We start from the raw sequence: 26,150 nt of genomic DNA on the forward strand, positions 1-26,150 counted from the left end.
TGCGCGTCACGGAACAAAATCCACTACATCGGTGCGCCCCCGGAACAATTCCACTACAATCCCGCGCTCCGAACCTGTCATCACCAGCGAGGCCGCGGAACGTGCGAAAACCTGAGTTTTTGCGCCCACCCAGTCTCGCGCCGCGCGAGGAAATCCCTGTCCGATCATGAAAGTCATCAGCTCGATCCATGAATTGCGCGACCAGTTGCGCGGCCAGAATCGCACCGCCTTTGTGCCGACCATGGGCAATCTGCATGAGGGCCATCTGTCGCTGATGCGCCTCGCGCGCCAGCACGGCGATCCGGTGGTGGCGAGCATCTTCGTCAACCGCTTGCAGTTCGGCCCGAACGAAGATTTCGACAAATACCCGCGCACGCTCGAAGCCGACATCGACAAACTGCAGAAAGAAGGCGTCTACGTGCTGTTCGCGCCGACGGAGCGGGATCTGTATCCGGAGCCGCAGGAGTACCGCGTGCATCCGCCGCATGATCTGGGCGACATCCTCGAAGGCGAATTCCGCCCTGGCTTCTTCCAGGGTGTTTGTACAGTGGTGATGAAGCTGATGTCGTGTGTGCAGCCGCGCGTCGCGGTGTTCGGCAAAAAGGATTATCAGCAATTGATGATCGTGCGCAGCATGTGCCACCAGTTCGCGCTGCCAACCGACATCATCGCGGCGGAAACCGTGCGTGACGCCGACGGCCTCGCGCTCAGCTCGCGCAACCGCTTTCTGCAGACGGCCGAGCGCGCTGAGGCGCCGGTGCTGGCCGCCGAGCTCAATCGTGTGCGCGATGCGGTCCTCGCCGGCGATCGCGACTTCGCAAAACTCGAACAGGCGGCCATGGCGGCACTGGCCGCGCGCGGCTGGCAGCCTGACTACATCGCCGTGCGCAAGCGCTCGAATCTGCTGCCGCCGACGAGCCCGCAAGACGCGAACGCGGAGTTGGTCGTGCTGGCCGCTGCCAAACTCGGCACCACTCGGCTCATCGACAACCTCGAAATCTGAAGCCGTCTTAGTTTGCGCAAACGCGCATAAGAAGCCACAAGGGATTGGTCATGCAACGCAACATGCTGAAGTCGAAAATCCATCGCGTCGCGGTCACGCACTGCGAACTGCACTACGAAGGTTCGTGCGCGATCGACGAAGACTTGCTGGAAGCCGCGAACATCGTTGAAAACGAGCGGATCGACATCTGGAACATCAACAACGGTGAGCGTTTTTCGACCTATGCGATCAAGGGCGAACGCGGCAGCGGCATGATTTCGCTGAATGGTTCGGCCGCGCGGCGCGCGCAACTGGGCGATCTGGTGATCATCGCGGCGTTCGCGGTGGTGGACGAAGCGGAGCTGAAGGCAGGCTGGAAACCGGATCTGGTGTTCGTCGACGACAACAACAAGATCAAGGGCAGCCGCGATCACGTGCCGACCCAGAACTGGACTTGAGCCTGTCGTTCACAGCGCGGTTTTAGGCGGCGGGCGGCCTCGAGCCGCCCACAAGCTCACCTCAAGCCTTCTTGCCGGCGCCGTTGGTCCATTCGATGATCGGCTGCCACTGCTCCAGATCCTTCTCCACGCGGCTTTTTGCGACGTCCCACAAGGTCAGGCCATGCGCTGCCAGTTGGACGTAGTTCTGCGTGTCGCGCAGGTAGCCCAGCACCGGCAGCTTCAATCCCTCGACAAAACGATGCAACTGCTCCGCTGAACGCGTGCGCGCGTCGACGCGCATCCCCACGACGCCGATCTCGATCGCACCTTTTCTGACCGCCTTCTCTTTCGCCAGCCGCTCGAGAAATTCCTGGGTGGCGAGAATATCGAACATGGAAGGCTGCAACGGCACGATCACCTTGTCGGCCAGATCCAGCGCGATACTCAGACGGTTGCCGTGCAACCCGGCTGGCGTGTCGACCACCGCATGTTCCAGACCTCTGGGTGGTTTGGCGGGGTTTTCCGGATCGACCTCCCAGGTCTCGATGGGCGGCAGCGCAGCGGGCCGTAGCGACAGCCACGCGTGCGCGGACTGCTGTTTGTCGAGGTCCGCCAGCGCGACCCATTCCCCGAGCGACGCGAAATAGCCCGCCAGATTGGTGGACAGCGTGCTTTTGCCCACGCCGCCCTTCGGATTCGCCACCACGATCACCGTCATGAATTCTCCCGGAAAGAAGGCTGGGCGCCGCCAGCCGGTTTGCCGCGCTGTTTGCTCCGACATGCACGGGCGGGTCCTGATTCGTGCCATTTCAGGTTCACCCGCCGATCCAGCCGTTGATAATATCGACAAATCCACCGGGGCCGAAGCCCCCAAACGGCTAATTGACCGCCCTATCCCCCTGTTTTTCCATCGAGGACCCGAATCTCATGAGCAAACTCCGCCAGGAATACACCGTCGAGCGCCTGCATGAGCGCCAGAAGGGCACGCTGCCCGGCTTGCTGGGCGTGCATGTTCTGGCGCTGGAGCAAGGCACCCTGAGCGCGGAATTGACCGTGCGCGATGAATTGCTGGCGCCGAACGGCTTTCTGCATGCCGCCACCGTGATCGGTCTCGCCGATACCGCGTGCGGCTATGCGTGCCTCGCGCACCTGCCCGAGACGGCGCGCAACTTCACGACCGTGGAGCTGAAAAGCAATTTTCTCGGCACCGCGACGCAGGGCACGATCCGCGCGGTCGCCAAGGGCGTGCATCTGGGGCGCAGCACGCAGGTGTGGGACGCCACCGTCACCGATCCGAACGGCAGGACGATCGCGCTGTTTCGCTGCACGCAGATGGTGTTGTATTGACTGACTGATGCGGGCGCGGACCTTCGTCACCCAATCGCAGCAAACAGCTTCGACAGATCGAGATGCTCGGCGAGCGTGTCGGCCAGACGATCCAGCGAAGCCTCACGCAACGCCGGATAGTCGACTTTCGCGGCATCGCTCAACCCCGCCCACGCGAGCAATGCGGCGCACGCGGCCGGCGTGTCGAACAGGCCGTGCACATAGGTGGCGAGGATCTGGCCATCGGCCGAGATCGCGCCGTCGGGATGAGCGTCTGGCGCTTCGCCCAATTGCAGCGCGGGAGAGTTCAGCGCCGGGCCTTGCGTCTCACCCATGTGAATCTCGTAGCCGGCGACCTCGGGCGAACCCGCCAACGCAAGGCGCCCCGTCACGTTCTTAAGCGTCTTTTCACGCGTCAACACGGTCGAATAATCGAACCAGCCGAGTCCCGCGCTCGTTCCCGGCGGGCCTTCCACGCCGTGCGGATCGGCCACTTCGCGCCCCAGCATCTGCATGCCGCCGCAAATCCCGATTACACGACCGCCATAGCGCAGATGCCGTTGCAGCACCGCATCCCAGCCCTGCGCACGCAGAAAAGCCAGATCGCCGGGCACATTCTTCGAGCCCGGCAAGATGATCAGATCGGCGGCCGGAGGCGGCGTGCCGCTTCGCACATAATGAAAATCGACCTGAGGATGCGCGCGCAGCGCGTCGAAATCGGTGTGGTTGCTGATGTGCGGCAACACCGGCACGACCACCCGCAGCATCCGGGCCGCCTCGTCGCTTTGGCCGCTATGCGCGGCGCGCAGTTCGGCCGGCAGCATGTCTTCGGCGTCGAGCGTCAGACCGTGCAGGTAGGGCACGACGCCGAGCACCGGCTTGCCGGTCTTCGCTTCGAGCCAGTCGAGCCCGGGCTTGAGCAAACCGACGTCGCCACGAAAGCGGTTGATGATGAAGCCACGCACCCGCGCCTGCTCGCTTTCCGACAGACACGCGAGCGTACCGGTCAGATGCGCGAACACCCCGCCGCGATCGATGTCGGCCACCAACACAACCGGACAATCGACCGCTTCAGCGAAACCCATGTTGGCGATATCGCGCTCACGCAGATTGATCTCGGCGGGACTGCCCGCGCCTTCGACGAAGATCGTGTCATATGCCGCCTGGAGCCGCGCATACGATTCCAGCACGGCCTCGAACGCAACCGGCTTGTAGTCGTGATACGCGCGCGCATCGAGATTCATGCGCGCCTTGCCGTGGATGATCACTTGCGCGCCGCGGTCGCTCGTCGGTTTGAGCAGCACGGGATTCAGATCGGTGTGCGCGGCGATGCCCGCGGCCACCGCCTGCAAAGCCTGGGCGCGGCCGATCTCGCCGCCGTCGACCGTCACCGCGCTGTTGAGCGCCATATTCTGCGGCTTGAACGGCGCGACCCGCACGCCGGCGCGTCGCGCCAGCCGGCACAAACCCGCGACGAGCGTGCTCTTGCCGGCGTCGGACGTGGTGCCCTGAATCATCAGCGTGCCGCGCGGCACGGGTACAGCGTCATGCGGGGTCGAAGTGGTGGTCACGGAATGTCGGACTCGGCGGTGGATAGGCAGTGAAGCTGGCAGTGACGCCGCGGCGCAGCGCGCAATCTGGCGGCAAGGATCTCGCCGTACGCGGCGGCGCCGTACAGCCACGAAGCGGCAACGCAGCGATTTGAAGCCGGCATTATCCCATCGTGTCGGCACGCACTGCACGCCGGTACAATCACGCGATGATTTCCCGCGACCTCACCTTCGTTCTCGGCGGCGCCCGCTCGGGCAAGAGCGTGCACGCCGAACAACTGGCAAACCATAGTGCCCTTCCCGTCACCTACGTGGCCACCGCGCGCGTGGCTGACGACGCCGAATTCAGCGCGCGTATCGCGCATCATCGCGAGCGGCGCCCGGCGCATTGGCAGTTGCTCGAAACGGGCCTCGATCTCGCCGGCGCCGTCGCGCGGATCGACGCGCCCGGCCACTGCATTCTGATCGACTGCCTGACACTGTGGCTCGCCAACCTGCTATGCCCTCCTGATGGCGACGGTTTGCCAATCGAGCACTATCACGCGCACTTTGCCGCTTTCGAAGCGGCGCTCATCAACGCCAAAGGCAAGATCATCGTGGTCAGCAATGAAATCGGCTTGGGCGTCGTCCCGCTCGGCGCTGAAACCCGTCTCTATGTCGACGAACTCGGGCGGCTCAACCAGCGCATCGCCGCGTTGAGCACCCAGGTCACGATGATGATCGCAGGCTTGCCGCTCGCCTTGAAAACAGCAGGCGGCGCGTAATGCTGTCGCTTCCGCTGATCGTTACCCTGGCAACGGCGGGCGTCGCCGTCGACCGTTGGCTCGGTGAGCCGCGCACCGCGCATCCGCTGGTCGGCTTCGGCAAATGGGCGGCGCGCCTCGAAACGCGCTACAACACCGGCCGGCGCTTGCGGCTCAAAGGGCTGCTCGCGTGGTCGCTGGCGGTCATGCCGCCGGTGTTGATCGCCTGGTGGCTCGTCGCCGTGCTGCCGTTTTTTTGGGCCTGCGCGGTGCATGTCGTCCTGCTGTGGTTTGCCCTCGGCGCGCGCAGTCTGCACGATCACATCGCGCCGATCGCACAAGCGTTGGCGCGACGCGATCTGGCGCAAGCGCGTCTCCTGACCTCGCGCATCGTGTCGCGCGAAACCGCTCATGCCGACGAAGCGGCGCTCTCGCGCGCCGCCGTCGAATCGGCACTCGAAAACGGCAACGACGCGATTTTCGGCGCGCTGTTCTGGTTCGCGATCGCGGGCGGGCCGGGCGCGTTGGGCTTTCGTCTGGCCAACACACTCGATGCCATGTGGGGCTACCGCACGCCGCGCTATTTGCGTTTTGGCTGGGCCGCCGCGCGGATCGACGACGTGCTCAACTGGATTCCCGCGCGCCTCACCGCGGTGAGCTATGCGTTGCTCGGCGACACGCGCACGGCGCTGCGTTGCTGGCGCGAACAGGCGCCGCGCTGGGACAGTCCGAACGCCGGACCGGTCATGGCGTCGGGCGCGGGCAGTCTGAACGTATTGATCGGTGGCCCCGCGGTGTATCACGGCGCGCTGGAACACAGACCGACGCTCGGCTTCGGACACGCCGCGCAGGCCACGCATGTGACGGCGGCGTTGATACTGGTCGAACGCACGGTCATTCTCTGGCTGGCGGTGCTGATCGTGCTGGCTTTGCTGAGTGTGCCCTTTCATGGTTGATCGAATGGCGGGTCACACAGCCGATTCCGGCGCCGCGCCCACCGTGGTGATTCATGGCGGCAATCTGCACGAAGCGGCTGAGCGTTACGGCATTCCCTACGCGCAATGGCTCGACCTGTCGACGGGGATCAATCCGCACGGCTATCCGGTGCCGCCGGTTCCCGCCGATGCCTGGCGCCGCCTGCCCGACGAAGGCGACGGCTTCGCGGCCTGCGCCGCGCATTACTACGGCGCGCCCGATGCCGCGCACGTGCTCCCCGTAGCCGGGAGCCAGGCGGCGATCCGCGCGCTGCCCTCGCTCTTGCCACGTGCTCAGGTTGGCATCGCGCCGCTCACGTATAGCGAATATGCGCCCGCCTTCGAGCGGGCCGGACACCAGGCCGCGCCACTGGATGTGACCTGGGACACCCTGCCCGAGACATTCACGCACGTGGTCGTGGTGAATCCGAACAATCCGACTGCGGAGCACCTGAGCGCCGGCAAGTTGCTGCACTGGCACGCACAACTCCGTGCGCGCGGCGGCAGCCTGCTCGTCGACGAGGCTTTCGCCGATACGATGCCTGCGGCGTCACTCGCGGCAAACACGCATCGCGACGGCTTGATCGTGCTGCGTTCGCCGGGCAAATTCTTTGGGCTCGCCGGTGTGCGCGCGGGCTTCGTACTCGGTGCACCGCCTTTGCTCGATGCATTGGGCCGTACGCTCGGCGCGTGGACTGTCAGCGGGCCGGCTCGTCACGCCGTCAAAGCCGCATTCGAGGACACGGCGTGGCAGCAGCAAACGCGCACGCGCCTCGCCGCCGAAAGCGCCCGTCTGGTGAGTCTGTTGCATGCACACGGCCTCGCCGCGCGCAGCACGCCGCTCTTCGCGTGGACCGACGACGCGCGCGCCGCCGCGGTGCATGAAGCGTTAGCGCGGCGCGGTGTGTGGACACGACTCTTCGCGGCATCGGGCAGCGTGCGCTTCGGGCTGCCGGCGAGCGAAGCGGAATGGGCGCGTCTTGGAGCAGGTTTGCGCGAGGCAGTTCGATGATTCGAGGACTACGTTGCGCGATTGCCGCCGCGCTTTTCGCGGGCACACTGCATGCGCACGCCGCCATCACCGTCATCGACGACACCGGCGCAACCGTCACCTTGCCCACACCGGCGCAACGCGTCATCAGTCTCGCGCCACACGTCACCGAACTGCTGTATGCCGCGGGCGGTGGCGCGAAACTGGTCGGCGCCGTGTCCTATAGCGACTATCCGCCTGAAGCGAAGCAACTGCCGCGCGTCGGCGACAACAAGGCGCTCGACCTCGAACGGATCGTCGCGTTGAAGCCCGATCTGATCGTCGTGTGGCGACACGGCAATGCGCAGCGCCAGCTCGATCGGCTGCGCGAGATGCATGTGCCGCTGTTCTTCAGCGAGCCGCATCATCTGGACGACGTTGCCACGTCGCTGACCAGGCTGGGGCAATTGCTCGGCACCTCGCCGAGCGCGGATGCCGCCGCCGCGGCATACCGTCGGGACATCGCGCGATTGCGCACGCAGTATGCGAGCAGGCCGTCGGTCAGCGTGTTCTATCAGGTGTGGGATCAACCGTTGATGACGCTCAACGGCGAGCATATGGTGAGCGATGTGATCGCACTCTGCGGCGGCCGCAATGTGTTTGCGAAACTCGAGCCGCTCGCGCCGACCATCTCGACCGAAGCGGTGCTCGCAGCCAATCCGGAAGCGATCTTCACTGCCGCGCCCGGCGCGACCAAACCGGACACGACTTTGCCGCAACTCAGCACATGGCGCGCGTGGCCGAGCCTCAAAGCGGTCGCGAACAACAATCTGTTCGCCATCGACGGCGATCTGATCAACCGGCCGGCCCCACGGATTGCGCAAGGGGCGAAGCAGATGTGCGAGGACCTGGAGCTGGCGCGCTCGCGGAGAAAGGACGGCGCGCAGTGATGCACGTCGCGAAACCGGAATTCAAGCGTCAGCGCGAGGTCGTTTCGGAGCGCTTGAACGGCCAGCGCTCGAATTCAGAAAGCCGCAACCGGTAACGCGCGACGTTGCCAAGGTAAAGATGATCGAGATCGGACTGGATCGCGTCGATGAACGAGGACATATCGTCCGCGCCCACCAGGTTCCGCGCCAGCGTTTCGATCTCGCCACGCGTGCCGGCAAGACCGCCGCGAATCACCTCCTGTACCCCGTCGATCAACGCATTGCGATATTTGAGGCGGAACGCGTCCGGCTCGCCGACGGATTGTCGAATCGCCAGATAACGCTGACACGAGCGCTCGTATGCCCAGATGAATACGTCGCGCAATAACTCGACGCGATTGGCTTCGTACACACCGAGCGTGCCGTCCACGTAGGCCTTTTCGGGAACGTCGATGAACGACAGCGGACACAGATTCTGCCGGATCAGCGGGATATTCGCGGTCAGGCGCGAGACCCGTTTGTTGACGTCTTCGAACGGCTGCAGATACGGCAGGTGCACCATGCCGAAGAAAGCCTGTTCGAAGGGATCGTCGATTTGGGCGGCCTTGTTCAATACCGCCTCGAAGCATTCCGCAATCTGCTGTGGCACGGCGAGTGGAAAAAAGACAGTGCCGCTGATCTCCACTTCGCGCGCGCGCAAACGGCCGCTGGCGAAGGGGTCGGACATCAGGTTATCGGAGAGAATCGCGTGCAGGTTCAGGACGGTGAATCGATTGAAGCCCACTTCGTCCGCGCTCTCGACGATCATTTCGATCGCGGCCTTGTGATTCAGGATCATCTGCGTTTCCTGAGCGTCTTTGCCTTCCGCAATGTGCCCTTGTTCGATCAACCGTACGGTATCGAGCCGCGTGTAGGTATTGCCCTCGAGCCGCGAGGAGGCCCACGACAGATCGATCAGAAGCCGGCTCAGGATGTCGCGCGCGTACGTACCTGCCGGCCTGACATCCGCCGACGTTCGGCCCCATTCGTGCAGGCGTGCACGCTGCGCTGGCGACAGGTACGCATCCTGATTCGGGCGATAGCGTTCGAGAAACGCGCGGTTATAGCCGACCGGCCGGCGCTCTTGCAGCGGCCTGTTCACTTCCGCGCGCACCTCGAGACCCGCACTCGACACGGGCACGTAAGACTCGCCGGAAGTGCTTGCGCCGGCGCCAACCTGGGCAGGGAAAACAGCCGCGCTGGAGGCTAAGACCTGCTTGTAGGCGACGGCCCGTCCAGCACCTTCCGAGATGATCCGGCCCGCGTCGAGCAGGACGTCGAGACGACGTTGCAGCGTGCGGCGCTGCATGGGATGGCGGCGCGCGGCAAGCGCCGCGGCAAGCGCGCGAACGCCCCGCCCCTCATCGCTTGCCGCGATGAGTTGCTCAATCAAATCCAATTCCTGCCTGATACCGCTGCTGTTCATGCGCGCCACCCTTGAGCCTATGTGGCGCGATAAACTCTAATCGCGCCACTTTCTCGTGGCATTGTGGCACGATTCGGGTTAATCGCGCCACTTTTCGGTCTAAAAGTGGCGCGATTTCGGTATTCGTGACAGATTTTTAGAAAATGTGTCACGAATAAGACCGAGACTGACGCAATTCGAGGGAGGCGGCAAACGAAAACCGATCCGTCACGCATTCCACCTCACCAATGACCACTGCTGCGCCTCCTCGTCCCTGCGCAGCCAGACGATCCCCGACATCTCCAGCGACCATCGCAGACAGCGCTCCAGCGGCACCTCCAGCACCAGCGATGCAATGACCCGCATCACACCGGCATGGGTGACCACATACGCCGGCGACAACTCCCGCGTCTGCGCGAATGCGTCGAACCACGCCCGCACCCGCGTGACGAATTGCGCGACGCTCTCGCCGCCATGCGCGCGCGCGTGCTCGAAGTTCGCGGCCCAATCGTCGAGCAACGCGCGATCGATAGCATCCCAGCGCTGCTGCTCCCAGGCACCGAAGTTCATTTCCTTCAGACGATCGTCATGGCTGAGCGCGCAACCGAAATCGCCCGCCATCGCAGCGGCGAGCGCCGAGCAACGCATCAAGGGACTCGACATGAACACGCGCGGCGCCGGCACCTGCAAAGTGGCGAGTTTCAATGCAAGCGCGGTTGAGGACACCTCGGCATCCTCGGCAAGCGCGACGTCGCTATGGCCATAGCACACGCCCGAATCGAGCGCGACGGCGGGATGGCGAATCAGGACGATATCCATGCGAGCCCCAGCAGATAGATGCTCAATTCAAAGATCTGTTGTGCAAAGCCGAGGCAGTCGCCGGTGTAGCCGCCAATGCGTCTGACGAAGTAACGGCCCATGGCAAATCGCAACGCCGCGAGTAGGACGAATGTCACCCCGGCGAAGCGCCAATCCGGCAGACCAGGTCCGTTCGGCCAGAGCAGGAGCGGCAAACCGAACACCGTCGCGCACAGCAACGCGGGGCCGCTCAAGCGCTGCGCGACCGGCTTGGCCTTGCCCTCGGCGCGCACGTAGTCGAGCGTGGCCAGATAGCTGATTGCAAACACGCGGCTTGCCGCATGCGCGGCAATTATCAGACTTGCCGCACGCAGCGGCGGCAGCGCGGCGAGCGTTTGCCACTTCAATGCAAGCACGATCACGAGCGCGATGGCACCGAACGCACCGATGCGCGAATCATGCATGATGCGCAGCACGTCCTCGCGTGTATAGGCGCCACCGAACGCATCGACGCAATCGGCGAGTCCGTCCTCGTGAAATGCACCGGTGACGAGAAGCGACACCGCCATCGACAGTAGTACCGCCACGCCGGCCGGGAAGACATGCAACGCAGCGAGATAGACCAGCGCGCTCAATCCGCCGATCAATAGACCGATGAGCGGAAAATATCGCGCCGCCGCATTCAGATAGTGCGGCTCATAGCCGACCCAACGCGGCACCGGCACGCGTGTGAAATAGCCAAGCGCCGTGAAGAAATAACGCAGTTCCGCGAGCGGGTTCATGAGTGAGCGAGGCGCACGTTTCTGTAAGGGGCTGCCTCGTATGAAAGCGCCTCGTACGAAGGCACTTCATATGAAAGCGCCTCGGATATCGACGCTTCGTATAGCGGCTTACGCATCGCGATTCGCGACACCGGCCGATTCGAAGCTCGCCATTTCATTGACGAACGCCACTGCCGCGCGCAGCAACGGCACCGCGAGCGCCGCGCCGGTGCCTTCGCCCAGACGCATATCGAGCGAGAGCAAGGGCAGCGCGCCAAAATGATCGAGCATGCGCCGATGCCCCGCCTCGTTCGACGCATGCGCGAACACGCAATACTCACGCACGGCCGGTGCGAACGCATCGGCCACCAGCAACGCCGAGGTCGCGATGAAACCGTCGACGAGGATCGTCATGTGGGCTTGCGCGGCAGCGAGATACGCACCCGTCATCATCGCGATTTCGAAGCCACCAAAGGTGGCGAGCACGTCGAGCGGATCGGTGGAAACAGCGTGATGCGCGAGCGCGGATGCGAGCACGTTGCGCTTTTTCGCGAGGCCTGCATTGTCGAGACCGGTCCCACGGCCGACGCATTCGTCGATCGGCACGCCGCACAAACGGCTCATCAGACATGCGGCCGCCGATGTATTCGCAATGCCCATTTCGCCGAAGCCGATCACATTGGTGCCGAGCGCCGCGTGATGCCGCACGCGAGCCGCGCCCGCCTGCATCGCGGCAAGCGCCTGCTCACGCGTCATGGCCGGCTCGTGCGCGAAGTTGCGCGTGCCGGCCGCAACCGGAATGTCGATGAGACCGTCAGCCGACGGCAGCGCCGTCGCAATCCCTGAGTTGACCACCTCGAGCTCGATGCCGGACAGGCGGCTCAAAGCATTGATCGCCGCGCCACCCGCGACAAAGTTAGCGACCATTTGTGCGGTCACCGCTTGCGGATAAGGACTCACGCCTTCGTGCGCAATTCCGTGGTCGCCGGCAAACACGATCATTGTCGGACGTTCGACCGTGGGGTGCGTCGTGCGCTGGATCAACCCCATCTGGCGAGCGAGCGTCTCGAGCCGCCCGAGACTGCCGGGCGGCTTGGTCTTGGTATCGATGATGTGTTGCAGGTCGGCACGCAGCGTCTGATCGAGCGGTTCGACTTCGGTCAATCCCTGCAAGCCTGGCAAAGAAGTCATAGAGGTTTCTGAAAGAGAGTGTTTGTTAAAACGCTTAGCCTGCCGGTGTGTCATTAGCGGCAGGCGATTGATGACGCGAGCGCGACGCGGGAATCAGCGCCTCATGCTCGCCGTCGCGAATCAGAATCAACGGATAGCCGAACGCGCGGCTGGTCAGCGTGGGCGTCAGCACGTCGTGGACCGGTCCGGCATACGCACCGCCGTTGCCGTCGAGCAGCAACGCATGGGTCGCGAAGCGGCGCGCGAGGTTCAGGTCGTGGCACGAAAACATCACTGTACGCCGAGGCTCGTGGGTCCAGGCCGTCAATGCTTCGAGACAATCGATCTGGTGATGCAAGTCCAGATGCGAGAGCGGTTCGTCGAGCAGCAACAACGGCGCCTCCTGGCACAATACTGACGCAAGAGCCACGCGTTGACGTTCGCCACCTGAAAGCGACAACACGTCGCGCGCAGCGAATGCCGCAAGGCCCAAGACGTCCAGCGCGGCATGCGCGGCAACGTGGTCGGCCTCGCCCTCCCAACCCCAGCCGGTCAGATGGGGAAAGCGGTTCAGCATCACGATATCGAGCACGCTGGCGCTGAAGGCGTCCGCGGCATTTTGCGGCATCAGCGCGCGACGCTGCGCGAGCGGCAACGGCGGCCAGTCGGCGAGACGCACGCCGTCCAGTTCGACATGACCCGCCGATGGTTGCGCCAGCCCCGCGAGTGTCGACAGCAGTGTCGTCTTGCCCGCGCCGTTCGGTCCGGCAATGCACCAGATCTCGCCTGCATAGAAGGTATGCGTGAATGTGTCGAGCAGCGTGCGCGTGCCCGCGCGCAGGGTCAGACGTTGCGCGCTGAGCGCCGCATGCTGGGCGTTATAGGCGTTCATCATCGACGTTTGCGCAACAGCATCCACAGAAACACCGGCACGCCGACAATCGACGTGATGACGCCGACCGGCAATTGCGCCGGTGCAATCACGGTACGCGCAATCAGGTCCGCGCCCATCACCGCGACACCGCCACCGAGCGCCGCAGCCGGCAGCAGCATGCGCTGATCGTTGCCGAACGCAAGCCGCAGCATGTGCGGCACCACCAGGCCGACAAAACCGATCGTGCCCGCTGTCGTCACGGCCGCCGCGGCCGCCAGCGACGCCACCAGATACACCCGCAGGCGCAGCGGCATCACGGCGACGCCGAGCGCCTGCGCGGCGGCGTCGCCGCGCAGCAGAACATTCAGACGCGGCGCAACAGGCACGATCGCCACAAGCACGACGACGAGCACCGCGAGCGCCGTCCACGGCATCGCGCCGCCGTTCAGATCACCGGTCAACCAGAACAGCATGCCGCGCAGACGGTTGTCCGGCGCGAGGTTGAGCAGCAAGGTAATGAGCGCGCCCCAACCGGCCGCGATCACCGCGCCGGTCAGCAGCAAACGCGGCGACGTATCCTGCGGCTCGCCGCGCCACAACTCGCGGCGTGCGAGTCCGAGCACCAGCAGAATCGACACGAAGGCCCCGGCGAACGCGCTGGCCTCGACGATCCACCACGCGCAACCGGCGATCATCGCGACCAGCGCGAAGCTCGCCGCGCCGCCCGACACACCTAGCACATAGGGTTCGGCCAAGGGGTTGCGCAAGAGCACTTGCAGCAAGGCACCCGCGAGCGCAAGCAATGCGCCGCATGCGAAGCCGGCCACCGCCCGCGGCAAACGCAGCGTGCGCACGATTTCGCCGGCAAGATCGGCGGACTCGACATGCGAGGCATGCGCCGGCAGCAACGCCGCCACTACCCGCGCAGGCGCCAGCGACACACTGCCCAGCGCGAGCGACGCCAGCAGCACCAGCAGCGCGATTCCCGCGAGTACGAGCCAGATCGCGGCCGCGCGCTTCGCGCTCATCACGCGTAGCGTAGTTGTGGGCAGCGGGCTCGAGCTGCGGCTCATCGGCACGTTCTCATGGAAGTACGTTCATCACTGCTGCGGCCAACCGACCGCGACATACGCACCGCGCCGCGGTGAGTGATACGAGTAGGCCGTTTCATAGTCCTTTCAACAGGTTCTGGATTTGCGAGGCCACGTACCACGCCTTCTTGATTTTGTCGCGCGCCGGCAGATTCGCCACACCATGGCCGCTTAGCGTACCGCTGCTATTTTCGCGGTTACCGCCAACGTATTCGAGTCGTGGGTAGCGTGCCCGGCCCGCTTCGCCGCCGGCGGATGCGTAATGAGGCGCCCGCGGAGGCACCCGCAGAGTCAACCACGGAGGCAACCGTGGAAGCGCCCGCTGTTTTACGTTTGCGCGGGGACGCCCCTCTCCCTTTGGCCGACATCGAGGCTGGCGACACATCGATTCCGTCTTCCCACGCGTGGCGCGCAGTGGCACACTCGCACGTTAAGCTTCAAAACACGCGATCAGAATCGATCTGCGTGCTGCATGCCGAATGCGCTCGCTTACCGTCGCGAGGACAGCGCGGGTTCGCGCGGTCATGCGAACGGCGTGCCCTGCTTTCCGTTCAACAGAACGAGCCGAACGTGCGCACTGCACTGAGCGCACGTTGGAAAGCACGGGGCACCAAAGTGCGGCCAGTTTAGGAGTGGCCTTCGGGTCCGTCAAGAATGGTTAATCTGCACGCGATCCGTTCTGTTATGTGCAGGTTATTGTCCGATGCCCGCATCGTTTTTCATCATAAGGTCGATAAAAGCCTGCACAAAGCGATGTTGTTACGTCTCGAAACGAGACAATTGTCGGAACCTGCGATATTCCGCGCTAAAATGCGATGTCTTTAGAGGACGCAGCAGATGCTCACCGAACTCGAAACACTTTCACAAAATATCGGCAAGCTGATCGCGATCAGCCAGCGCCACAATGAAGCGCGGCTCGCGCTCGAAGATCAGCTCGCTCAAACGCGTGCCGAAGCAGAGGCCACACGCACTGAACTCGCGTTGATGCGCGAGGAGCGCGATGCGCTGCAAGCAGAACGCGACGCGCTGTCGGCAAAGATCGACGACGCACAGGTGCGCCTGAACGCGATCCTCGAAAAGCTGCCGCGGGCTCGCGCGCACAACGAGCCGGACAATCAGCTCGATCTGCTCGAGACCGCGCCGCATGAGGTCGAAGCGGAGAGCGACGTCACCCGCCACGGAGAAAATGCATGACCACCAAGCAGATCGAAGTATCGATTCTCGGGGTGCCCTATCGCCTTGCCTGCTCGCCCGAAACTGAAGGCGCGCTGCTCGAAGCGGTCGCACGTGTCGACGCCGAGATGTCGAAGATCCGCAACAACAGCAATGTGCGCGGCACGGATCGCATTGCCGTCATGGCTGCGCTGTCGCTGGCATCGGAACTGCTTAAGCTGCAAACGAGCGTGCGGCACGGAGAAGCATTTCCCGCAGAAGAAATCCGGCGTACAATGCATCAAATGAACGAACAACTGGGTACTGTGATTCAGCAGTACAGCATGTAGTAAGTATCTTGCAGCCGGTCCTGAGATCGGCTGCGGATTCAAGCGAAGTGCATGAGCGAAGACTCATGCAAACGTTTTGAATTCAATCGGTTTGACTTCCCTGCCTGGTTCGCCAAGGTCATATATTCCTTGAACCAATGCCATGTGCACGGTTGTGGAAATTTGTAGCACGGGTGTGCGCGTCACTCTGTCTGATGTACCCGAAGTGCTGCTAACTGCGACCAATTCTGAACCCCCGGTTCAGGATGCCGGCCTAGCGGCTAAGGCGGGGACCCTATTCAAACGGCATCGGACTTCGGTTCGGTGCCGTTTTTTCTTTGGGCCTCGATTTTTCTTCCTGCACCTTCAACCTCTTAACGTTCAATTCGATTCATGCGCTACTGGCTAATGAAGTCCGAACCGGACGAAGCAAGCATCGACCATCTCGCCCACGCACCGCATCACACGTTGCCGTGGACTGGCGTGCGCAACTATCAGGCGCGCAACTTCATGCGCGACGTGATGCAGGTCGGCGACGGTGTGCTGTTCTATCACTCGAGTTGTCCCGAGCCAGGCATTGCGGGGCTCGCGGAGGTATCGTCAACCGCCTATCCGGACCCGACTCAGTTCGACAGGAAGAGCCCCTACTACGACTCGAAGTCGTCGCAGGAAACACCGCGCTGGCTGCTAGTCGATGTGGTGTTCAAGAAGAAGATCCCGTTGATTCCGCTTGCCGCGTTGCGTGAGCATGAGGAATTGAAGGACATGCGCGTGCTCGCCAAAGGCAACCGCCTGTCGATCACGCCGGTGACCGAAGCCGAATGGCGCTTCATCACCAAACGTCTTGTTTGACGGTGCATACGCGCATACGACCCATCGTCGCTTGAATGGGGCGTGAATCATGCGGAAAATCCGCGCGTGCGATAAAGGCAAACGTCAAATTAGGGAACCAAGCTAAGGTTACAAGCGCCTAACGGACTCGCAAACGTCGTGCCATCGCGCGGCGTTCGCTTCAATCGTGCACCACTGTTCAAGCAAGGAGTCCAGGAATGACGAAAAACCCCGCACGTGCACTCGCGCTCGCGCTCGCATGCGCCGCCCCTGCCGCGCTCACACTCGCGCCGGCCACGGCCCACGCGCAGAGCGTGACGCAGTATCAGCCCGCGGGCGTACTGTCGCTGAATGCACAGGCGAGCGCGGAAGTGCCGCAAGACGTCGTCGACATCACGCTGTTCTACGAACAGGAAGCAAGCGATCCGTCCGCGCTGACCTCCACGCTGAATCAACGCGCCGATGCAGCGCTGCAAAAAGCCAGGAGTGTGAACGGTGTGACGGCCCGCACCGGTTCCTTCTCGATCTACCCGTCCACCGATCGTGACGGCCGCATTTCGGCCTGGCGCGGCCGCACGGAAGTCGTGCTCGAATCACACGACTTCGCCGCGGCGTCGAAACTCGCGGGCCAGATGGCATCGATCATGCAGGTCGGCAATGTGCAATTCTCGCTGTCGCCTGAAACGCAGCGTGCTGCTGAGCAGAAGCTCACCGGTGAAGCCATCAAGTCCTTCCGTGAGCAGGCCGCTTCGTCGGCGCAAGCGTTCGGCTATAGCGGCTATTCGATTCGCGAAGTGAACGTTGGGCACAACGGCGTCATGCCGCGTCCGATGATGATGATGAGTGCCCGTGCCATGGGCGCCGACGCGAAGGCATCCGCGCCGGTACCGCTCGAAGGCGGTACGTCGACCGTGACGGTCAACGTGTCGGGCTCGGTGCAGATGAAGTAACGCGTGCTACGCTACATGTGCTTGCGTTGAAGCAATCAAGGTCAAACAAAAAAGCCACGGCATGCCGTGGCTTTTTACATGGGCTGCACACTACGATAAAACGTAACGGGCAGCTCGCGCTAACCGACCGCGCCGGCTTCGCGGCGCGTCGACATCCGGAAGCTTACCCGTACGATAAGCCGCAGCGCTCAGTTCGCGCCGATCGCTTGCGTCGGCTCGCGCCGCGCACGGCGATAGGACCACACCAGCATCCCGATGCCCGCAAGGATCATCGGCAGCGAGAGCCATTGGCCCATCGAGAGGCCCATTGCAAGCAAGCCAAGGAAATCGTCCGGCTCACGCGCGAATTCCACCGTGAAGCGTGCGAGGCCGTAGCCGATCAGGAAGATCGCGGAAATCGCGCCCATCGGCTTCGGCTTGCGCGAAAAGAAGAACAGCACGAAGAACAGCGCGACGCCTTCGAGCGCGATCTCATACAACTCCGACGGATGACGCGGCAGCATGTGATATTGCGCGAACACCTCGTTCAAATGCCACTGCGCGGCCAGTTGAGGATGCGTGGTGAGCCACGCGGCGTCGTCCGGCGCGGCGCCAGGAAACAGCATCGCCCACGGCGCCGACGGGTCGGTCACTCGGCCCCACAACTCGCCGTTGATGAAGTTGCCGAGGCGCCCTGCCGCGAGCCCGGTCGGCACCATTGGCGCGACGAAATCGGTGACCTGCAGCCACGAGCGTTTGCGCTGATACGCGAACAGCACCATCGCCAGCGTCACGCCGAGGAAACCGCCGTGAAACGACATGCCGCCCTCCCACACCTTGAAGATGTCGAGCGGGTGAGCGAAATAAAAACTCGCCTTGTAGAACAGCACATAGCCGAGCCGGCCGCCGAGAATCGTACCGAGCACACCGTAGAACAGCATGTCGTCGATATCCTTCGCGGTCCAGCCTTGCGCCGCAACGTACGGCAAACGCAGCCGCAGCCGGCCGACGACGATCGCCGCGATGAACGCAACGAGGTACATCAGTCCATACCAGCGCACTGCGAGCGGCCCCAGATGAATGGCAACGGGGTCGAAATTCGGATGAATGAGCATCGTGTTGTTATGGGCAGTTCAGGTTCAGAAGCGGATTTCTAATGGATTTCGGGTAGCAGCCAGCGGTTTGCGCACCGTGCGGCGCATGCGTTGGACGGTTCGGCTTGCAATGCGTTCGCGTCCCGCGCCGAACCTAACTATGAGGCGCCGCATACTACGCCCCGGCCCCGGCGCCGGCCGCATGCGCTCGCACGATCTCGATGAAGCCGGCCAACACCGGGCTCACCTCCGCCGTGCGCCAGACCAGCCCCGTCTCGATCGTCGGCACCGATTCGCAGAGCGGCCGATAGACGACACCGGTGCGGCGCAGGTTACGCAGCGATTGCGGCACCAGTGCGACACCCATTCCGGCCGACACGAGGCTTACGATCGTCTGCATCTGGATCGCCTCCTGGCCGATGCGGGGCGCCAGCCCCGCCACGCCGTAGCAATCCATAATGATGTCATAAAAGCCTGGCGCCAACCGTCTTGGGAAGATCACGAGCGGCTCGTCGGCGACGTCGCGCAGGCTGATCGGCGTATCGAGCCACTCGGCTTGCGAGTTGTTGTGCCGCCCGGCGGTGGCTTTTGCGTGGGTTCCGGTGTCAGACCCGCCTGCGCCTCCCAAACGCGCCGCCATCTCCGACGACATCGCGATCACCAGCGGCTCACGCGCGATCGGCAGCCATGACAGCTGCGTGGCGTGGCGCGACGGCAGCGGCGCAATGACGAGGCCCGCGTCGATGCGCCCGGCCACCAGTTCGTCGATCTGCACGTCGCTGGTGGCTTCGGTCAATTCGAGGCGCACTCGCGGATGGCTCGCGCCGAAATCGCGCAGCAGCAGCGGCAGCAGGCCGTAATCGGCCGTCGAGACGAAGGCCAGCGACAGCACGCCCGCCTCGCCGCGAGCGAGGCTCTGCGCCAGCGGCTTCAGTCCCTCGGCGCTCGCCAGCAGGCGCCGCACTTCGGGCAGCAGATCAGCCCCCACCGAAGTGAGTTCCACCGAGCGCTTGGTCCGCGCGAACAACGCGACGCCAAGCGTCTCCTCCAGCCCCCGAATCGCCTGCGACAACGGCGGCTGCGTCATGGAAAGGCGCGCGGCCGCGCGGCCGAAGTGCTTTTCTTCGGCAACGGTCACGAAATAGCGCAATTGGCGCAAATCAGGAATGGCAGGCAGCATGGCTAATACATTTTACGACCTAATCCACGCTGAATAATATATTGGACACACGTTTCGCAAAACTGCATCCTTGCGCGACGCGTCGGAACTAAACTGGACTGACGCGCCGGCCGAAGCCGCCGGCGACGCATTGGCAGCGCGGCTCCCGCCTCTGCGGCAGCACTGAGCCCCCGAACACGCTGCACGGCCAAAACAAAACAGATTGGAGTTCCCCATGGCATACAACCGTCGCTCGAAGAACATCACGCAAGGCGTGGCGCGTTCACCGAACCGCTCGATGTACTACGCACTCGGCTATCAGAAGGAGGACTTCGACAAGCCGATGATCGGTATCGCCAACGGCCACTCGACCATCACGCCGTGCAACGCCGGCTTGCAGCGTCTGGCCGACGCAGCGGTCGCCGCGGTCAAGGGCGCCGACGCGAATCCGCAGATCTTCGGCACGCCGACGATTTCGGACGGCATGTCGATGGGCACCGAAGGCATGAAGTACTCGCTGGTGTCGCGCGAAGTCATCGCCGACTGCGTCGAGACGTGCGTGCAAGGCCAGTGGATGGACGGCGTGGTCGTGATCGGCGGTTGCGACAAGAACATGCCGGGCGGCATGATCGGCATCCTGCGCACCAACGTGCCGAGCATCTACGTGTACGGCGGCACGATCCGCCCGGGCAACTGGAAGGGCACCGACCTGACCATCGTGTCGTCGTTCGAAGCAGTGGGCGAATTCACGGCAGGCCGGATGTCGCAGGAAGATTTCGAAGGGGTCGAAAAGAACGCGTGCCCGTCCACGGGTTCGTGCGGCGGCATGTACACCGCCAACACGATGAGCTCGTCGTTCGAGGCACTGGGCATGTCGCTGATGTACTCGTCGACAATGGCCAATCCGGATCAGGAAAAGGTCGACTCGGCCGCCGAATCGGCACGCGTGCTGGTCGAAGCGGTCAAGAAAGACCTGAAGCCGCGCGACATCGTGACGAAGAAGTCGATCGAAAACGCCGTGGCCGTGATCATGGCAACCGGCGGTTCGACCAACGCCGTGCTGCACTTCCTCGCCATCGCGCACGCGGCTGAAGTGGAATGGGCCATCGAAGACTTCGAGCGCATGCGCAAGAAAGTGCCGGTGATCTGCAACCTGAAGCCCTCGGGCCAGTTCGTGGCGACCGATCTGCATAAGGCAGGCGGCATTCCGCAAGTCATGAAGATCCTGCTGGACGCGGGTCTGCTGCACGGCGATTGCATCACGATCACCGGCAAGACGATCGCCGAAGAACTGAAGGACGTGCCGAGCAAGCCGCGCGCTGATCAGCAGGTGATTTTCCCGATCGAACAGGCGCTGTACAAGGAAGGCCACCTCGCGATCCTGAAGGGCAACCTGGCCGTCGACGGCGCGGTGGCCAAGATCACTGGCCTGAAGAACCCGGTCATTACCGGCCCGGCCCGGGTGTTCGACGACGAACAAAGCGCGCTGGAAGCGATCCTCGCCGACAAGGTCAAGGCCGGCGACGTGGTCGTGCTGCGTTACCTCGGGCCGAAAGGCGGCCCCGGCATGCCGGAAATGCTCGCGCCCACCTCGGCGATCATCGGCAAGGGGCTCGGCGAAAGCGTCGGCCTGATTACCGACGGCCGCTTCTCGGGCGGCACGTGGGGCATGGTGGTGGGTCACGTCGCGCCGGAAGCGTTCGTGGGCGGCACGATCGCGTTCGTGCAGGAAGGCGATTCGATCACCATCGACGCGCACAAGCTGCTGTTGCAACTGAATGTGGACGACGCCGAAATCGAACGCCGCCGCGCTGCATGGCAGGCGCCGAAGCCGCGTTACACGCGTGGTGTGCTGGCGAAGTATTCCGCGTTGGCGCTGCCTGCCAACAAGGGGGCGGTGTCGGGTTGAACGGGCATCGAGCACGCCTTTTGATTCGCCTGCGTCAACGGGGCGGATCTGAAGTGCCGCTCGAGGCTGCATAAGCTATCTACGCTACCTAGGCCGCGTAAAGCTACGTAAAAGCGCGAAGGGGCGCACGGGAAACCGTGCGCCCCTTTCCTTTTATAATGCGTCCACCACGAGTCGGGCACTTGCACCGACGGAGACCAGAATGAAATCAATGTCGTATGCAGCGCTTGCAGCGGCGGGTGTGCTAAGCGCTATGTTAAGCGTCGGCAGTCCGGCGGCGCACGCCCAGGCCCCCACGGGCCTGGCGCTTGCCCAGCAGCAGAACTGCATGAGCTGCCACTCGGTAACGCGTCCCTTCATGGGACCGGCGCTGCGTGACGTCGCCGCGAAGTATGCCGGCCGCGAAGATGCCGCCGCCTATCTGAAGCACAAGATTCTGGATGGCAGCACGGGCGTGTGGGGCCCGGTGCCGATGCCCGCGAATACGCAGCTCACGCCCGATCAGGCGGCTACGCTGGCGAACTGGGTGCTGACGCTGAAATGAGAACGCTCAAATAAGAAATCTCAGAAGAGGGCCACAAAAGAGGACCGCTCAAATGAAACACTCACACGAACGCGCTTTGTTGAGCGCGGTGAGCGCGCCCGGCTGAAGGCGCGCTCTCTGGTCACGATCAAACGCTGCCCGAGCGCCGCGCAAGCTCCTGATCGACGGCTTCCCTGACCCAGCCTGTCAACTCAGTCTCCAGAGCCAACGCCACTTCGCGCGTGATCTGGTTGACTAGCCATGACGTGTGATCCTGCAACGCATCGCGGCAACGTGCCTCGATGATGCCGCGCCCCTCGCCTGTCAGAAAACCCGCGAACCGTCCACGCAGACGTTCGGCGATGACATCCGCATCGAGATTCGACTGCGACTGTGCGGACGCTTCGTGAGCGATATCCGGCGGCACGATCGCGCCTGCTTCGATCGGCGCATGCGGCTCGGCCCGATCGAAGACGCCTGCGGACGGCACCACGGCCGGCTGATGCAACACCCGCTCATGGTCATGCCGATGGTCGGCGCCGTGGTGTGCCCGCGAGCGTTTTCTCGGATGCGCGGCGTCCGCCGGATGCGCCTGCCCTGACACATGCGCGGGTTCCGGCGCAAGCGTCGGCTCCTCCCGCACGTGCGGAGATTCCGGCGCAAGCACCGGCTCAGGCTCGTGGCTGGGTTCCGGCGCGAAGACCGGCATTTCCCCGGCCTCGGGGTCCGACACCGGCTGCGTAGCCGACGCCGCCGCGTCGCTCGACGCAGTGCGCGCCTGGGCGGGATTGCCCGGTACGAGAATCTCGTGCAGAACCGGAATCGAACTATCGTTAGGATCGGACACGTGCACTCTCCGTGTTTGAGTCCATGCTGAAGCAGGCCGCGCTCGCTCGAATCCATACGACAAAACACCGCGCGGCGCGGGCGGAATGGGACCTAGCTGCCTTGCTTGTAGTTGTTCAAAGCATAGCCGCGATCGCGATAGAAACGATAGCGTTCGCGGCCCGCCGCGAGTTCCTCGTGTGCGTTACCGACCACTTCCAGCAATCTTTCGAAGCGCGCAAATTGCGCCGGCACTGTGGCGCCGAGATTGAGCAAAACCTGATGGTGCGGCACATCATCGAGGGTCGAAGCCAGCACGATCGGCGTTTGCGCGGCGAGCGGCGTGCCCGCCATGCAGTGCGGCACGAAGTCGAGCGGTGAGAACGTCCACAACTGTTCGTCGAAAGCCCGCAGGCGCTCGGGCTCGGCCAGCACGATGGTCGGCTGGCCGGCCAGATACGCCTTGCGAATGAGGCGGCACGCATACAGCAGGGAATCGCCGACGTTCGAGTGAAAATCGATTCTCGTCATCGGCGGCTCCGCTTTCCGTCTACCGCTGCGGCCGCAACCTTACTGCAATGCGTCATTGTGCAGCGCGACCGTCCGCGGCCCGGTCGATCAGGAACTGCGTAAGCAACGGCACCGGGCGGCCGGTGGCGCCCTTCGCCGCGCCGCTCTTCCATGCGGTGCCGGCAATGTCCAGGTGCGCCCACGGATACGCTTCAGTGAAGCGCGACAGGAAGCACGCCGCGGTCACGCTGCCCGCCGGACGACCGCCGATGTTGGCGAGGTCCGCAAAGTTCGACTTGAGTTGATCCTGATACTCGTCGTCGAGCGGCAGGCGCCAGGCGGGGTCGGATGCCTCACGCGACGCGTCGAGCAATTCGCCCGCGAGCGCGTCGTCTTTCGAGAACAGACCGCTATTGTGATGACCCAGCGCGATGATGCAGGCGCCCGTGAGCGTGGCGATGTCGATCACCGCTGCCGGCTTGAAGCGCTCGGCGTAAGTCAGCGCGTCGCACAGGATCAGGCGGCCTTCGGCGTCCGTGTTCAGCACCTCGATCGTCAGGCCCTTCATGCTGGTGACGATGTCCCCCGGCTTGGTAGCGGTAGCCGACGGCATGTTCTCAACCGCCGGGATAATGCCGACCACGTTGATCTTCAGGCCCATTTCGGCGACGGCGCGCAACGTGCCCAGCACCGAACCGGCGCCGCACATGTCGTACTTCATCTCGTCCATGCCTTCGCCCGGCTTGAGCGAAATGCCGCCGGTGTCGAACGTCACGCCCTTGCCGACCAGCACCACCGGCGCGGCTTTCGCGGCGCCGCCGTGGTACTGCAGTACGATGAACTGAGCCGGTTCGACCGAGCCGGCCGTGACCGACAGGAACGAGCCCATCTTCAGCGCTTCGCACTGCTTTTCGCCGAGCACTTCGACCTTCAGCTTCCAGTCTTTGGCGAGCTTCTTCGCGGTGTTCGCGAGGTAAGTCGGCGTGCAGACGTTGCTCGGCAGGTTGCCGAGATCGCGCGTCAGGTCCATGCCGTTGGCGAGCGCGGCGCCCTGCTTGGCCGCGAGCTTGATGGCTTTCTCGTCGCCGGTGTCGACGCTGAAGACGATGCGCTTCAACGCGCGCGCCGAGTTGTCCGGCTTGCTCTTCATTTGCGTGAACTTGTAGGTCAGTTCGCGCAGTGCGAGGATCGCGGCGCGCACGCCCCAATCGGCCGAGCGCTCGAGAATCGGCAACTGGGCGAGCGTGAAGGTGACCTGGACGATCTTCGTGCCCAGCAGTGCGCGCCACGCAGCTCGAACGGCTTCACCATAGGCTTTCTGATTGAAAGCATCCTGCTTGCCGAGGCCGACCAGCAGCACGCGCGAAGCGCCGATGCCTGAGACTTCGTGCAGAAACAGCGTGGTGCCCGCCTTGCCGTCCATGTCGCCGGCCTTGATGACACGGGTCAGCAGGCCCTTGGTGGCCGCGTCGATCTCCAGCGCGGCGCCCGCGAGGGTTTGCGACTCGAACACGCCGATTACGATGCAATCGGATTTCCCGGTCAGGAAACCGTTTGACGAGCCTTTGGTCCAATCACAGGCTTTTATGCTAAAGTCCATCGCGCTTGTCCTCGGATAAAGTCTGGGCTTAGGATGAAAGCCGCAATTATCCGCTATTTTTCCTGCGGCGGCTGCACCGGAGGCGTGACGGGAAACATTCCGCGCGCCACTGAGAGCGCCCCCTCTCATCATCAACAATGATCTTCGAACGCTCCCTCCAGCGCGAACTCGCGTATACGGCTGGTGCCGTGTTCATGGTTCTGCTCACGCTCGTGCTGACGACGATGATGATCCGCATCGTCGGCTTCGCCGCTTCGGGCGAGATCGATCCGCGCGACGTGCTGGTCCTGATCGGCCTGACCGTGATCGGCTACCTCGCCATCATGCTCGTCGCGACCCTGTTCGTGTCGATTCTGTTCGTCCTGACCCGCTGGTACAAAGACTCCGAGATGGTCGTCTGGCTCGCCTCGGGTGTCAGTTTGACCCGCTTCATCAAACCGATCGGTATTTTCGCCACGCCGATCATCATTCTCATCATGTTTTTCGTGTTCGTCGGCTGGCCCTGGTCGAATCAGCAGAGCAAGCTGATCCGCGCGCGTTTCCAGCAGCGCGACGAAGTCTCCCTGCTCGCGCCGGGTCAATTCCGTGAATCGGCCACTAGCCACCGCGTGTTCTTCATCGAGAAGATGTCGCCCGATCAGGCGCGCGTCGAGAACGTGTTCGTGACCAGCACGGAAAACGGCAAGGTCAACGTGGTCGTGTCGAAAACCGGCCACACTGAAACGCGCAAAAACGGCGACCGCTTCGTCGTACTGGAAAACGGCCGCCGCTATGACGGCGAACCGGGGCACCCCGACTTCCGCATCATGGAATTCGAACGCTATGGCGTGAAGATCCAGAGTCAGCCGGTCATCAATACGCCGACGACCACCGGCTTGCCCACGCTCACGCTCCTGCGCAACCCGACTGACGACAACCTCGCCGAATTCGCGTGGCGCGCGGGGCTGCCGCTGATTGCGATCAACCTGATGCTGCTGGCGATTCCGCTCGCGCATCAGAATCCGCGACGCAGCCGCACGATCAATCTGGTGATGGCGGTTCTGATCTACCTGACGTATTCGAATTTGTTGAACGTGGTGCAGTCGTGGATCGAGCAAGGCAAGATGTCGTTTGGGGTTGGGCTGGTGGGCCTGCATATCATTGTGGCGGTGATTGTCGCGTTCATCTTCTGGCTGCGCGTGCGCAACCGGCCGCTGTTCACGCGGGCGATGTTCAGCCGTTCGCAGGGGGCCTGACC

The 26,150-nt window shown here is 63.4% G+C and carries 28 protein-coding genes, 1 other RNA gene and 1 pseudogene; 15 read left to right on the plus strand and 15 right to left on the minus strand.

The genetic code is table 11. The features are described from left to right. Positions 1–6: 6 nt before the first annotated feature. A complete protein-coding gene (locus tag PQR53_RS11870; RefSeq protein WP_408453444.1) occupies positions 7–177 on the minus strand; it encodes a hypothetical protein in 171 nt (56 codons plus the stop codon). On the opposite strand from PQR53_RS11870, the gene panC reads away from it, so the two are divergent. Together panC and panD are read left to right on the plus strand one after the other, a co-directional pair. After that, positions 167–1,003: a pantoate--beta-alanine ligase gene (gene panC, locus PQR53_RS11875; protein ID WP_408453447.1), complete on the plus strand. Its 837-nt coding sequence runs from the start codon at positions 167–169 to the stop codon at positions 1,001–1,003. The two genes, PQR53_RS11870 and panC, sit on opposite strands and share 11 nt — an antisense overlap. Before the next feature lie 50 nt (positions 1,004–1,053). After that, a complete protein-coding gene (panD, locus tag PQR53_RS11880; protein ID WP_012432059.1) occupies positions 1,054–1,440 on the plus strand; it encodes an aspartate 1-decarboxylase in 387 nt (128 codons plus the stop codon). 61 nt (positions 1,441–1,501) lie between these two features. On the opposite strand, the gene PQR53_RS11885 is transcribed toward panD, so the two are convergent. Further along, positions 1,502–2,140, minus strand: coding sequence for a ParA family protein (locus tag PQR53_RS11885; RefSeq protein WP_408453581.1), 639 nt, complete (start codon positions 2,138–2,140; stop codon positions 1,502–1,504). A 209-nt stretch (positions 2,141–2,349) separates the two neighbouring features. On the opposite strand from PQR53_RS11885, the gene PQR53_RS11890 reads away from it, so the two are divergent. Continuing rightward, positions 2,350–2,769, plus strand: coding sequence for a PaaI family thioesterase (locus tag PQR53_RS11890; RefSeq protein WP_408453450.1), 420 nt, complete (start codon positions 2,350–2,352; stop codon positions 2,767–2,769). 26 nt (positions 2,770–2,795) lie between these two features. Here the strand turns inward: PQR53_RS11890 and PQR53_RS11895 are convergent, their stop codons facing one another. After that, on the minus strand, positions 2,796–4,265 hold the full coding sequence (locus tag PQR53_RS11895) for a cobyric acid synthase (protein WP_408453583.1): 1,470 nt from the start codon (positions 4,263–4,265) through the stop codon (positions 2,796–2,798). Between the two features lie 242 nt (positions 4,266–4,507). Between PQR53_RS11895 and cobU the strand changes: the two genes are divergently transcribed. The 4 genes from cobU to PQR53_RS11915 are packed head-to-tail and all read left to right on the plus strand — an operon-like array spanning position 4,508 to position 7,935. Next, complete coding sequence (gene cobU, locus PQR53_RS11900) at positions 4,508–5,062, plus strand: bifunctional adenosylcobinamide kinase/adenosylcobinamide-phosphate guanylyltransferase (protein ID WP_408453453.1); 555 nt, start codon at positions 4,508–4,510, stop codon at positions 5,060–5,062. Next, on the plus strand, positions 5,062–5,997 hold the full coding sequence (gene cbiB, locus PQR53_RS11905; RefSeq protein ID WP_408453456.1) for an adenosylcobinamide-phosphate synthase CbiB: 936 nt from the start codon (positions 5,062–5,064) through the stop codon (positions 5,995–5,997). The genes cobU and cbiB overlap by 1 nt, the downstream gene beginning before the upstream one ends. Continuing rightward, positions 5,990–7,027, plus strand: a complete 1,038-nt coding sequence (gene cobD / locus PQR53_RS11910; RefSeq protein WP_408453459.1) for a threonine-phosphate decarboxylase CobD — start codon at positions 5,990–5,992, stop codon at positions 7,025–7,027. The genes cbiB and cobD overlap by 8 nt, the downstream gene beginning before the upstream one ends. After that, positions 7,024–7,935, plus strand: a complete 912-nt coding sequence (locus PQR53_RS11915; protein WP_408453462.1) for a cobalamin-binding protein — start codon at positions 7,024–7,026, stop codon at positions 7,933–7,935. Before cobD ends, PQR53_RS11915 begins: the two co-directional genes overlap by 4 nt. Before the next feature lie 28 nt (positions 7,936–7,963). Here PQR53_RS11915 and PQR53_RS11920 read toward each other — a convergent pair whose 3' ends face one another. From PQR53_RS11920 to PQR53_RS11950, 7 genes and pseudogenes are all read right to left on the minus strand, one after another. After that, positions 7,964–9,346 carry a Fic family protein gene (locus tag PQR53_RS11920; RefSeq protein ID WP_408453465.1) on the minus strand — a complete coding sequence of 461 codons (1,383 nt, stop codon included), beginning with the start codon at positions 9,344–9,346 and terminating at the stop codon, positions 7,964–7,966. Between the two features lie 240 nt (positions 9,347–9,586). Next, the gene (cobC, locus tag PQR53_RS11925) at positions 9,587–10,177 is read right to left on the minus strand and encodes an alpha-ribazole phosphatase (protein ID WP_408453468.1); all 591 of its coding nucleotides are present in this window, start codon (positions 10,175–10,177) and stop codon (positions 9,587–9,589) included. Further along, positions 10,162–10,938 carry an adenosylcobinamide-GDP ribazoletransferase gene (locus PQR53_RS11930; protein WP_408453471.1) on the minus strand — a complete coding sequence of 259 codons (777 nt, stop codon included), beginning with the start codon at positions 10,936–10,938 and terminating at the stop codon, positions 10,162–10,164. Before PQR53_RS11930 ends, cobC begins: the two co-directional genes overlap by 16 nt. 108 nt (positions 10,939–11,046) lie before the next feature. Continuing rightward, positions 11,047–12,108 (minus strand): nicotinate-nucleotide--dimethylbenzimidazole phosphoribosyltransferase, encoded by a 1,062-nt coding sequence (cobT, locus tag PQR53_RS11935; protein WP_408453474.1) that lies wholly within the window; start codon positions 12,106–12,108, stop codon positions 11,047–11,049. A 34-nt stretch (positions 12,109–12,142) separates the two neighbouring features. Next, positions 12,143–12,982, minus strand: coding sequence for an ABC transporter ATP-binding protein (locus PQR53_RS11940; RefSeq protein WP_408453477.1), 840 nt, complete (start codon positions 12,980–12,982; stop codon positions 12,143–12,145). After that, positions 12,979–14,034 carry a FecCD family ABC transporter permease gene (locus PQR53_RS11945; protein WP_408453480.1) on the minus strand — a complete coding sequence of 352 codons (1,056 nt, stop codon included), beginning with the start codon at positions 14,032–14,034 and terminating at the stop codon, positions 12,979–12,981. The genes PQR53_RS11940 and PQR53_RS11945 overlap by 4 nt, the downstream gene beginning before the upstream one ends. Before the next feature lie 27 nt (positions 14,035–14,061). Beyond that, positions 14,062–14,260, minus strand: a pseudogene (locus tag PQR53_RS11950) (TonB-dependent receptor); the annotation flags it as partial. Between the two features lie 629 nt (positions 14,261–14,889). Here PQR53_RS11950 and PQR53_RS11955 point away from each other — a divergent pair. The 5 genes from PQR53_RS11955 to PQR53_RS11975 all read left to right on the plus strand — a co-directional run bounded on the left by PQR53_RS11955 (position 14,890) and on the right by PQR53_RS11975 (position 17,314). Beyond that, entirely contained in the window at positions 14,890–15,246 is a 357-nt protein-coding gene (locus PQR53_RS11955) for a hypothetical protein (RefSeq protein ID WP_063495050.1), read from the plus strand. Next, the gene (locus tag PQR53_RS11960) at positions 15,243–15,554 is read left to right on the plus strand and encodes a cell division protein ZapA (protein WP_179736680.1); all 312 of its coding nucleotides are present in this window, start codon (positions 15,243–15,245) and stop codon (positions 15,552–15,554) included. Before PQR53_RS11955 ends, PQR53_RS11960 begins: the two co-directional genes overlap by 4 nt. Positions 15,555–15,648: 94 nt before the next feature. Further along, positions 15,649–15,830, plus strand: a non-coding RNA gene (gene ssrS / locus PQR53_RS11965) — 6S RNA. A 96-nt stretch (positions 15,831–15,926) separates the two neighbouring features. After that, entirely contained in the window at positions 15,927–16,385 is a 459-nt protein-coding gene (locus tag PQR53_RS11970; RefSeq protein WP_408453484.1) for an EVE domain-containing protein, read from the plus strand. Positions 16,386–16,582: 197 nt separating this feature from the next. Further along, a complete protein-coding gene (locus PQR53_RS11975; protein ID WP_408453487.1) occupies positions 16,583–17,314 on the plus strand; it encodes an SIMPL domain-containing protein in 732 nt (243 codons plus the stop codon). Positions 17,315–17,502: 188 nt separating this feature from the next. Here PQR53_RS11975 and lgt read toward each other — a convergent pair whose 3' ends face one another. Then, complete coding sequence (gene lgt, locus PQR53_RS11980) at positions 17,503–18,408, minus strand: prolipoprotein diacylglyceryl transferase (RefSeq protein ID WP_408453490.1); 906 nt, start codon at positions 18,406–18,408, stop codon at positions 17,503–17,505. 154 nt (positions 18,409–18,562) lie between these two features. Continuing rightward, a complete protein-coding gene (locus PQR53_RS11985; RefSeq protein WP_408453493.1) occupies positions 18,563–19,567 on the minus strand; it encodes a LysR family transcriptional regulator in 1,005 nt (334 codons plus the stop codon). A gap of 214 nt (positions 19,568–19,781) precedes the next feature. Between PQR53_RS11985 and ilvD the strand changes: the two genes are divergently transcribed. Together ilvD and PQR53_RS11995 are read left to right on the plus strand one after the other, a co-directional pair. Further along, complete coding sequence (gene ilvD, locus PQR53_RS11990) at positions 19,782–21,455, plus strand: dihydroxy-acid dehydratase (protein ID WP_408453496.1); 1,674 nt, start codon at positions 19,782–19,784, stop codon at positions 21,453–21,455. 202 nt (positions 21,456–21,657) lie between these two features. Beyond that, a complete protein-coding gene (locus PQR53_RS11995; RefSeq protein WP_323044687.1) occupies positions 21,658–21,999 on the plus strand; it encodes a c-type cytochrome in 342 nt (113 codons plus the stop codon). A 127-nt stretch (positions 22,000–22,126) separates the two neighbouring features. Here the strand turns inward: PQR53_RS11995 and PQR53_RS12000 are convergent, their stop codons facing one another. From PQR53_RS12000 to PQR53_RS12010, 3 genes are all read right to left on the minus strand, one after another. Further along, on the minus strand, positions 22,127–22,825 hold the full coding sequence (locus PQR53_RS12000) for a DUF2486 family protein (RefSeq protein ID WP_408453499.1): 699 nt from the start codon (positions 22,823–22,825) through the stop codon (positions 22,127–22,129). A 92-nt stretch (positions 22,826–22,917) separates the two neighbouring features. Beyond that, a complete protein-coding gene (locus PQR53_RS12005; RefSeq protein WP_408453502.1) occupies positions 22,918–23,334 on the minus strand; it encodes a DNA polymerase III subunit chi in 417 nt (138 codons plus the stop codon). 52 nt (positions 23,335–23,386) lie between these two features. Further along, the gene (locus PQR53_RS12010; protein ID WP_408453505.1) at positions 23,387–24,913 is read right to left on the minus strand and encodes a leucyl aminopeptidase; all 1,527 of its coding nucleotides are present in this window, start codon (positions 24,911–24,913) and stop codon (positions 23,387–23,389) included. Positions 24,914–25,050: 137 nt separating this feature from the next. Here PQR53_RS12010 and lptF point away from each other — a divergent pair, with 137 nt between their 5' ends. Continuing rightward, entirely contained in the window at positions 25,051–26,148 is a 1,098-nt protein-coding gene (gene lptF, locus PQR53_RS12015; RefSeq protein ID WP_408453508.1) for an LPS export ABC transporter permease LptF, read from the plus strand. The last annotated feature ends 2 nt before the right edge of the window (positions 26,149–26,150 follow it).

Source organism: Paraburkholderia fungorum (assembly GCF_046027605.1).
Lineage (GTDB): Bacteria > Pseudomonadota > Gammaproteobacteria > Burkholderiales > Burkholderiaceae > Paraburkholderia > Paraburkholderia fungorum_F.

Bases quoted from the DNA above. Each gene is read 5' to 3' on its own strand.
- PQR53_RS12010 (WP_408453505.1), bottom strand. From the start codon at position 24,913: ATGGACTTTAGCATAAAAGCCTGTGATTGGACCAAAGGCTCGTCAAAC.
- cobC (WP_408453468.1), bottom strand. From the start codon at position 10,177: ATGGATATCGTCCTGATTCGCCATCCCGCCGTCGCGCTCGATTCGGGC.
- PQR53_RS11890 (WP_408453450.1), top strand. From the start codon at position 2,350: ATGAGCAAACTCCGCCAGGAATACACCGTCGAGCGCCTGCATGAGCGC.
- PQR53_RS11885 (WP_408453581.1), bottom strand. From the start codon at position 2,140: ATGACGGTGATCGTGGTGGCGAATCCGAAGGGCGGCGTGGGCAAAAGC.
- PQR53_RS11995 (WP_323044687.1), top strand. From the start codon at position 21,658: ATGAAATCAATGTCGTATGCAGCGCTTGCAGCGGCGGGTGTGCTAAGC.
- PQR53_RS11915 (WP_408453462.1), top strand. From the start codon at position 7,024: ATGATTCGAGGACTACGTTGCGCGATTGCCGCCGCGCTTTTCGCGGGC.
- PQR53_RS11945 (WP_408453480.1), bottom strand. From the start codon at position 14,034: ATGAGCCGCAGCTCGAGCCCGCTGCCCACAACTACGCTACGCGTGATG.
- lptF (WP_408453508.1), top strand. From the start codon at position 25,051: ATGATCTTCGAACGCTCCCTCCAGCGCGAACTCGCGTATACGGCTGGT.
- panD (WP_012432059.1), top strand. From the start codon at position 1,054: ATGCAACGCAACATGCTGAAGTCGAAAATCCATCGCGTCGCGGTCACG.
- cobU (WP_408453453.1), top strand. From the start codon at position 4,508: ATGATTTCCCGCGACCTCACCTTCGTTCTCGGCGGCGCCCGCTCGGGC.
- PQR53_RS11870 (WP_408453444.1), bottom strand. From the start codon at position 177: ATGACTTTCATGATCGGACAGGGATTTCCTCGCGCGGCGCGAGACTGG.
- PQR53_RS11970 (WP_408453484.1), top strand. From the start codon at position 15,927: ATGCGCTACTGGCTAATGAAGTCCGAACCGGACGAAGCAAGCATCGAC.
- cobD (WP_408453459.1), top strand. From the start codon at position 5,990: ATGGTTGATCGAATGGCGGGTCACACAGCCGATTCCGGCGCCGCGCCC.
- PQR53_RS11895 (WP_408453583.1), bottom strand. From the start codon at position 4,265: ATGATTCAGGGCACCACGTCCGACGCCGGCAAGAGCACGCTCGTCGCG.
- panC (WP_408453447.1), top strand. From the start codon at position 167: ATGAAAGTCATCAGCTCGATCCATGAATTGCGCGACCAGTTGCGCGGC.
- cbiB (WP_408453456.1), top strand. From the start codon at position 5,062: ATGCTGTCGCTTCCGCTGATCGTTACCCTGGCAACGGCGGGCGTCGCC.
- lgt (WP_408453490.1), bottom strand. From the start codon at position 18,408: ATGCTCATTCATCCGAATTTCGACCCCGTTGCCATTCATCTGGGGCCG.
- cobT (WP_408453474.1), bottom strand. From the start codon at position 12,108: ATGACTTCTTTGCCAGGCTTGCAGGGATTGACCGAAGTCGAACCGCTC.
- PQR53_RS11985 (WP_408453493.1), bottom strand. From the start codon at position 19,567: ATGCTGCCTGCCATTCCTGATTTGCGCCAATTGCGCTATTTCGTGACC.
- PQR53_RS11955 (WP_063495050.1), top strand. From the start codon at position 14,890: ATGCTCACCGAACTCGAAACACTTTCACAAAATATCGGCAAGCTGATC.
- PQR53_RS11940 (WP_408453477.1), bottom strand. From the start codon at position 12,982: ATGATGAACGCCTATAACGCCCAGCATGCGGCGCTCAGCGCGCAACGT.
- PQR53_RS11975 (WP_408453487.1), top strand. From the start codon at position 16,583: ATGACGAAAAACCCCGCACGTGCACTCGCGCTCGCGCTCGCATGCGCC.
- PQR53_RS11930 (WP_408453471.1), bottom strand. From the start codon at position 10,938: ATGAACCCGCTCGCGGAACTGCGTTATTTCTTCACGGCGCTTGGCTAT.
- PQR53_RS12005 (WP_408453502.1), bottom strand. From the start codon at position 23,334: ATGACGAGAATCGATTTTCACTCGAACGTCGGCGATTCCCTGCTGTAT.
- PQR53_RS11960 (WP_179736680.1), top strand. From the start codon at position 15,243: ATGACCACCAAGCAGATCGAAGTATCGATTCTCGGGGTGCCCTATCGC.
- ilvD (WP_408453496.1), top strand. From the start codon at position 19,782: ATGGCATACAACCGTCGCTCGAAGAACATCACGCAAGGCGTGGCGCGT.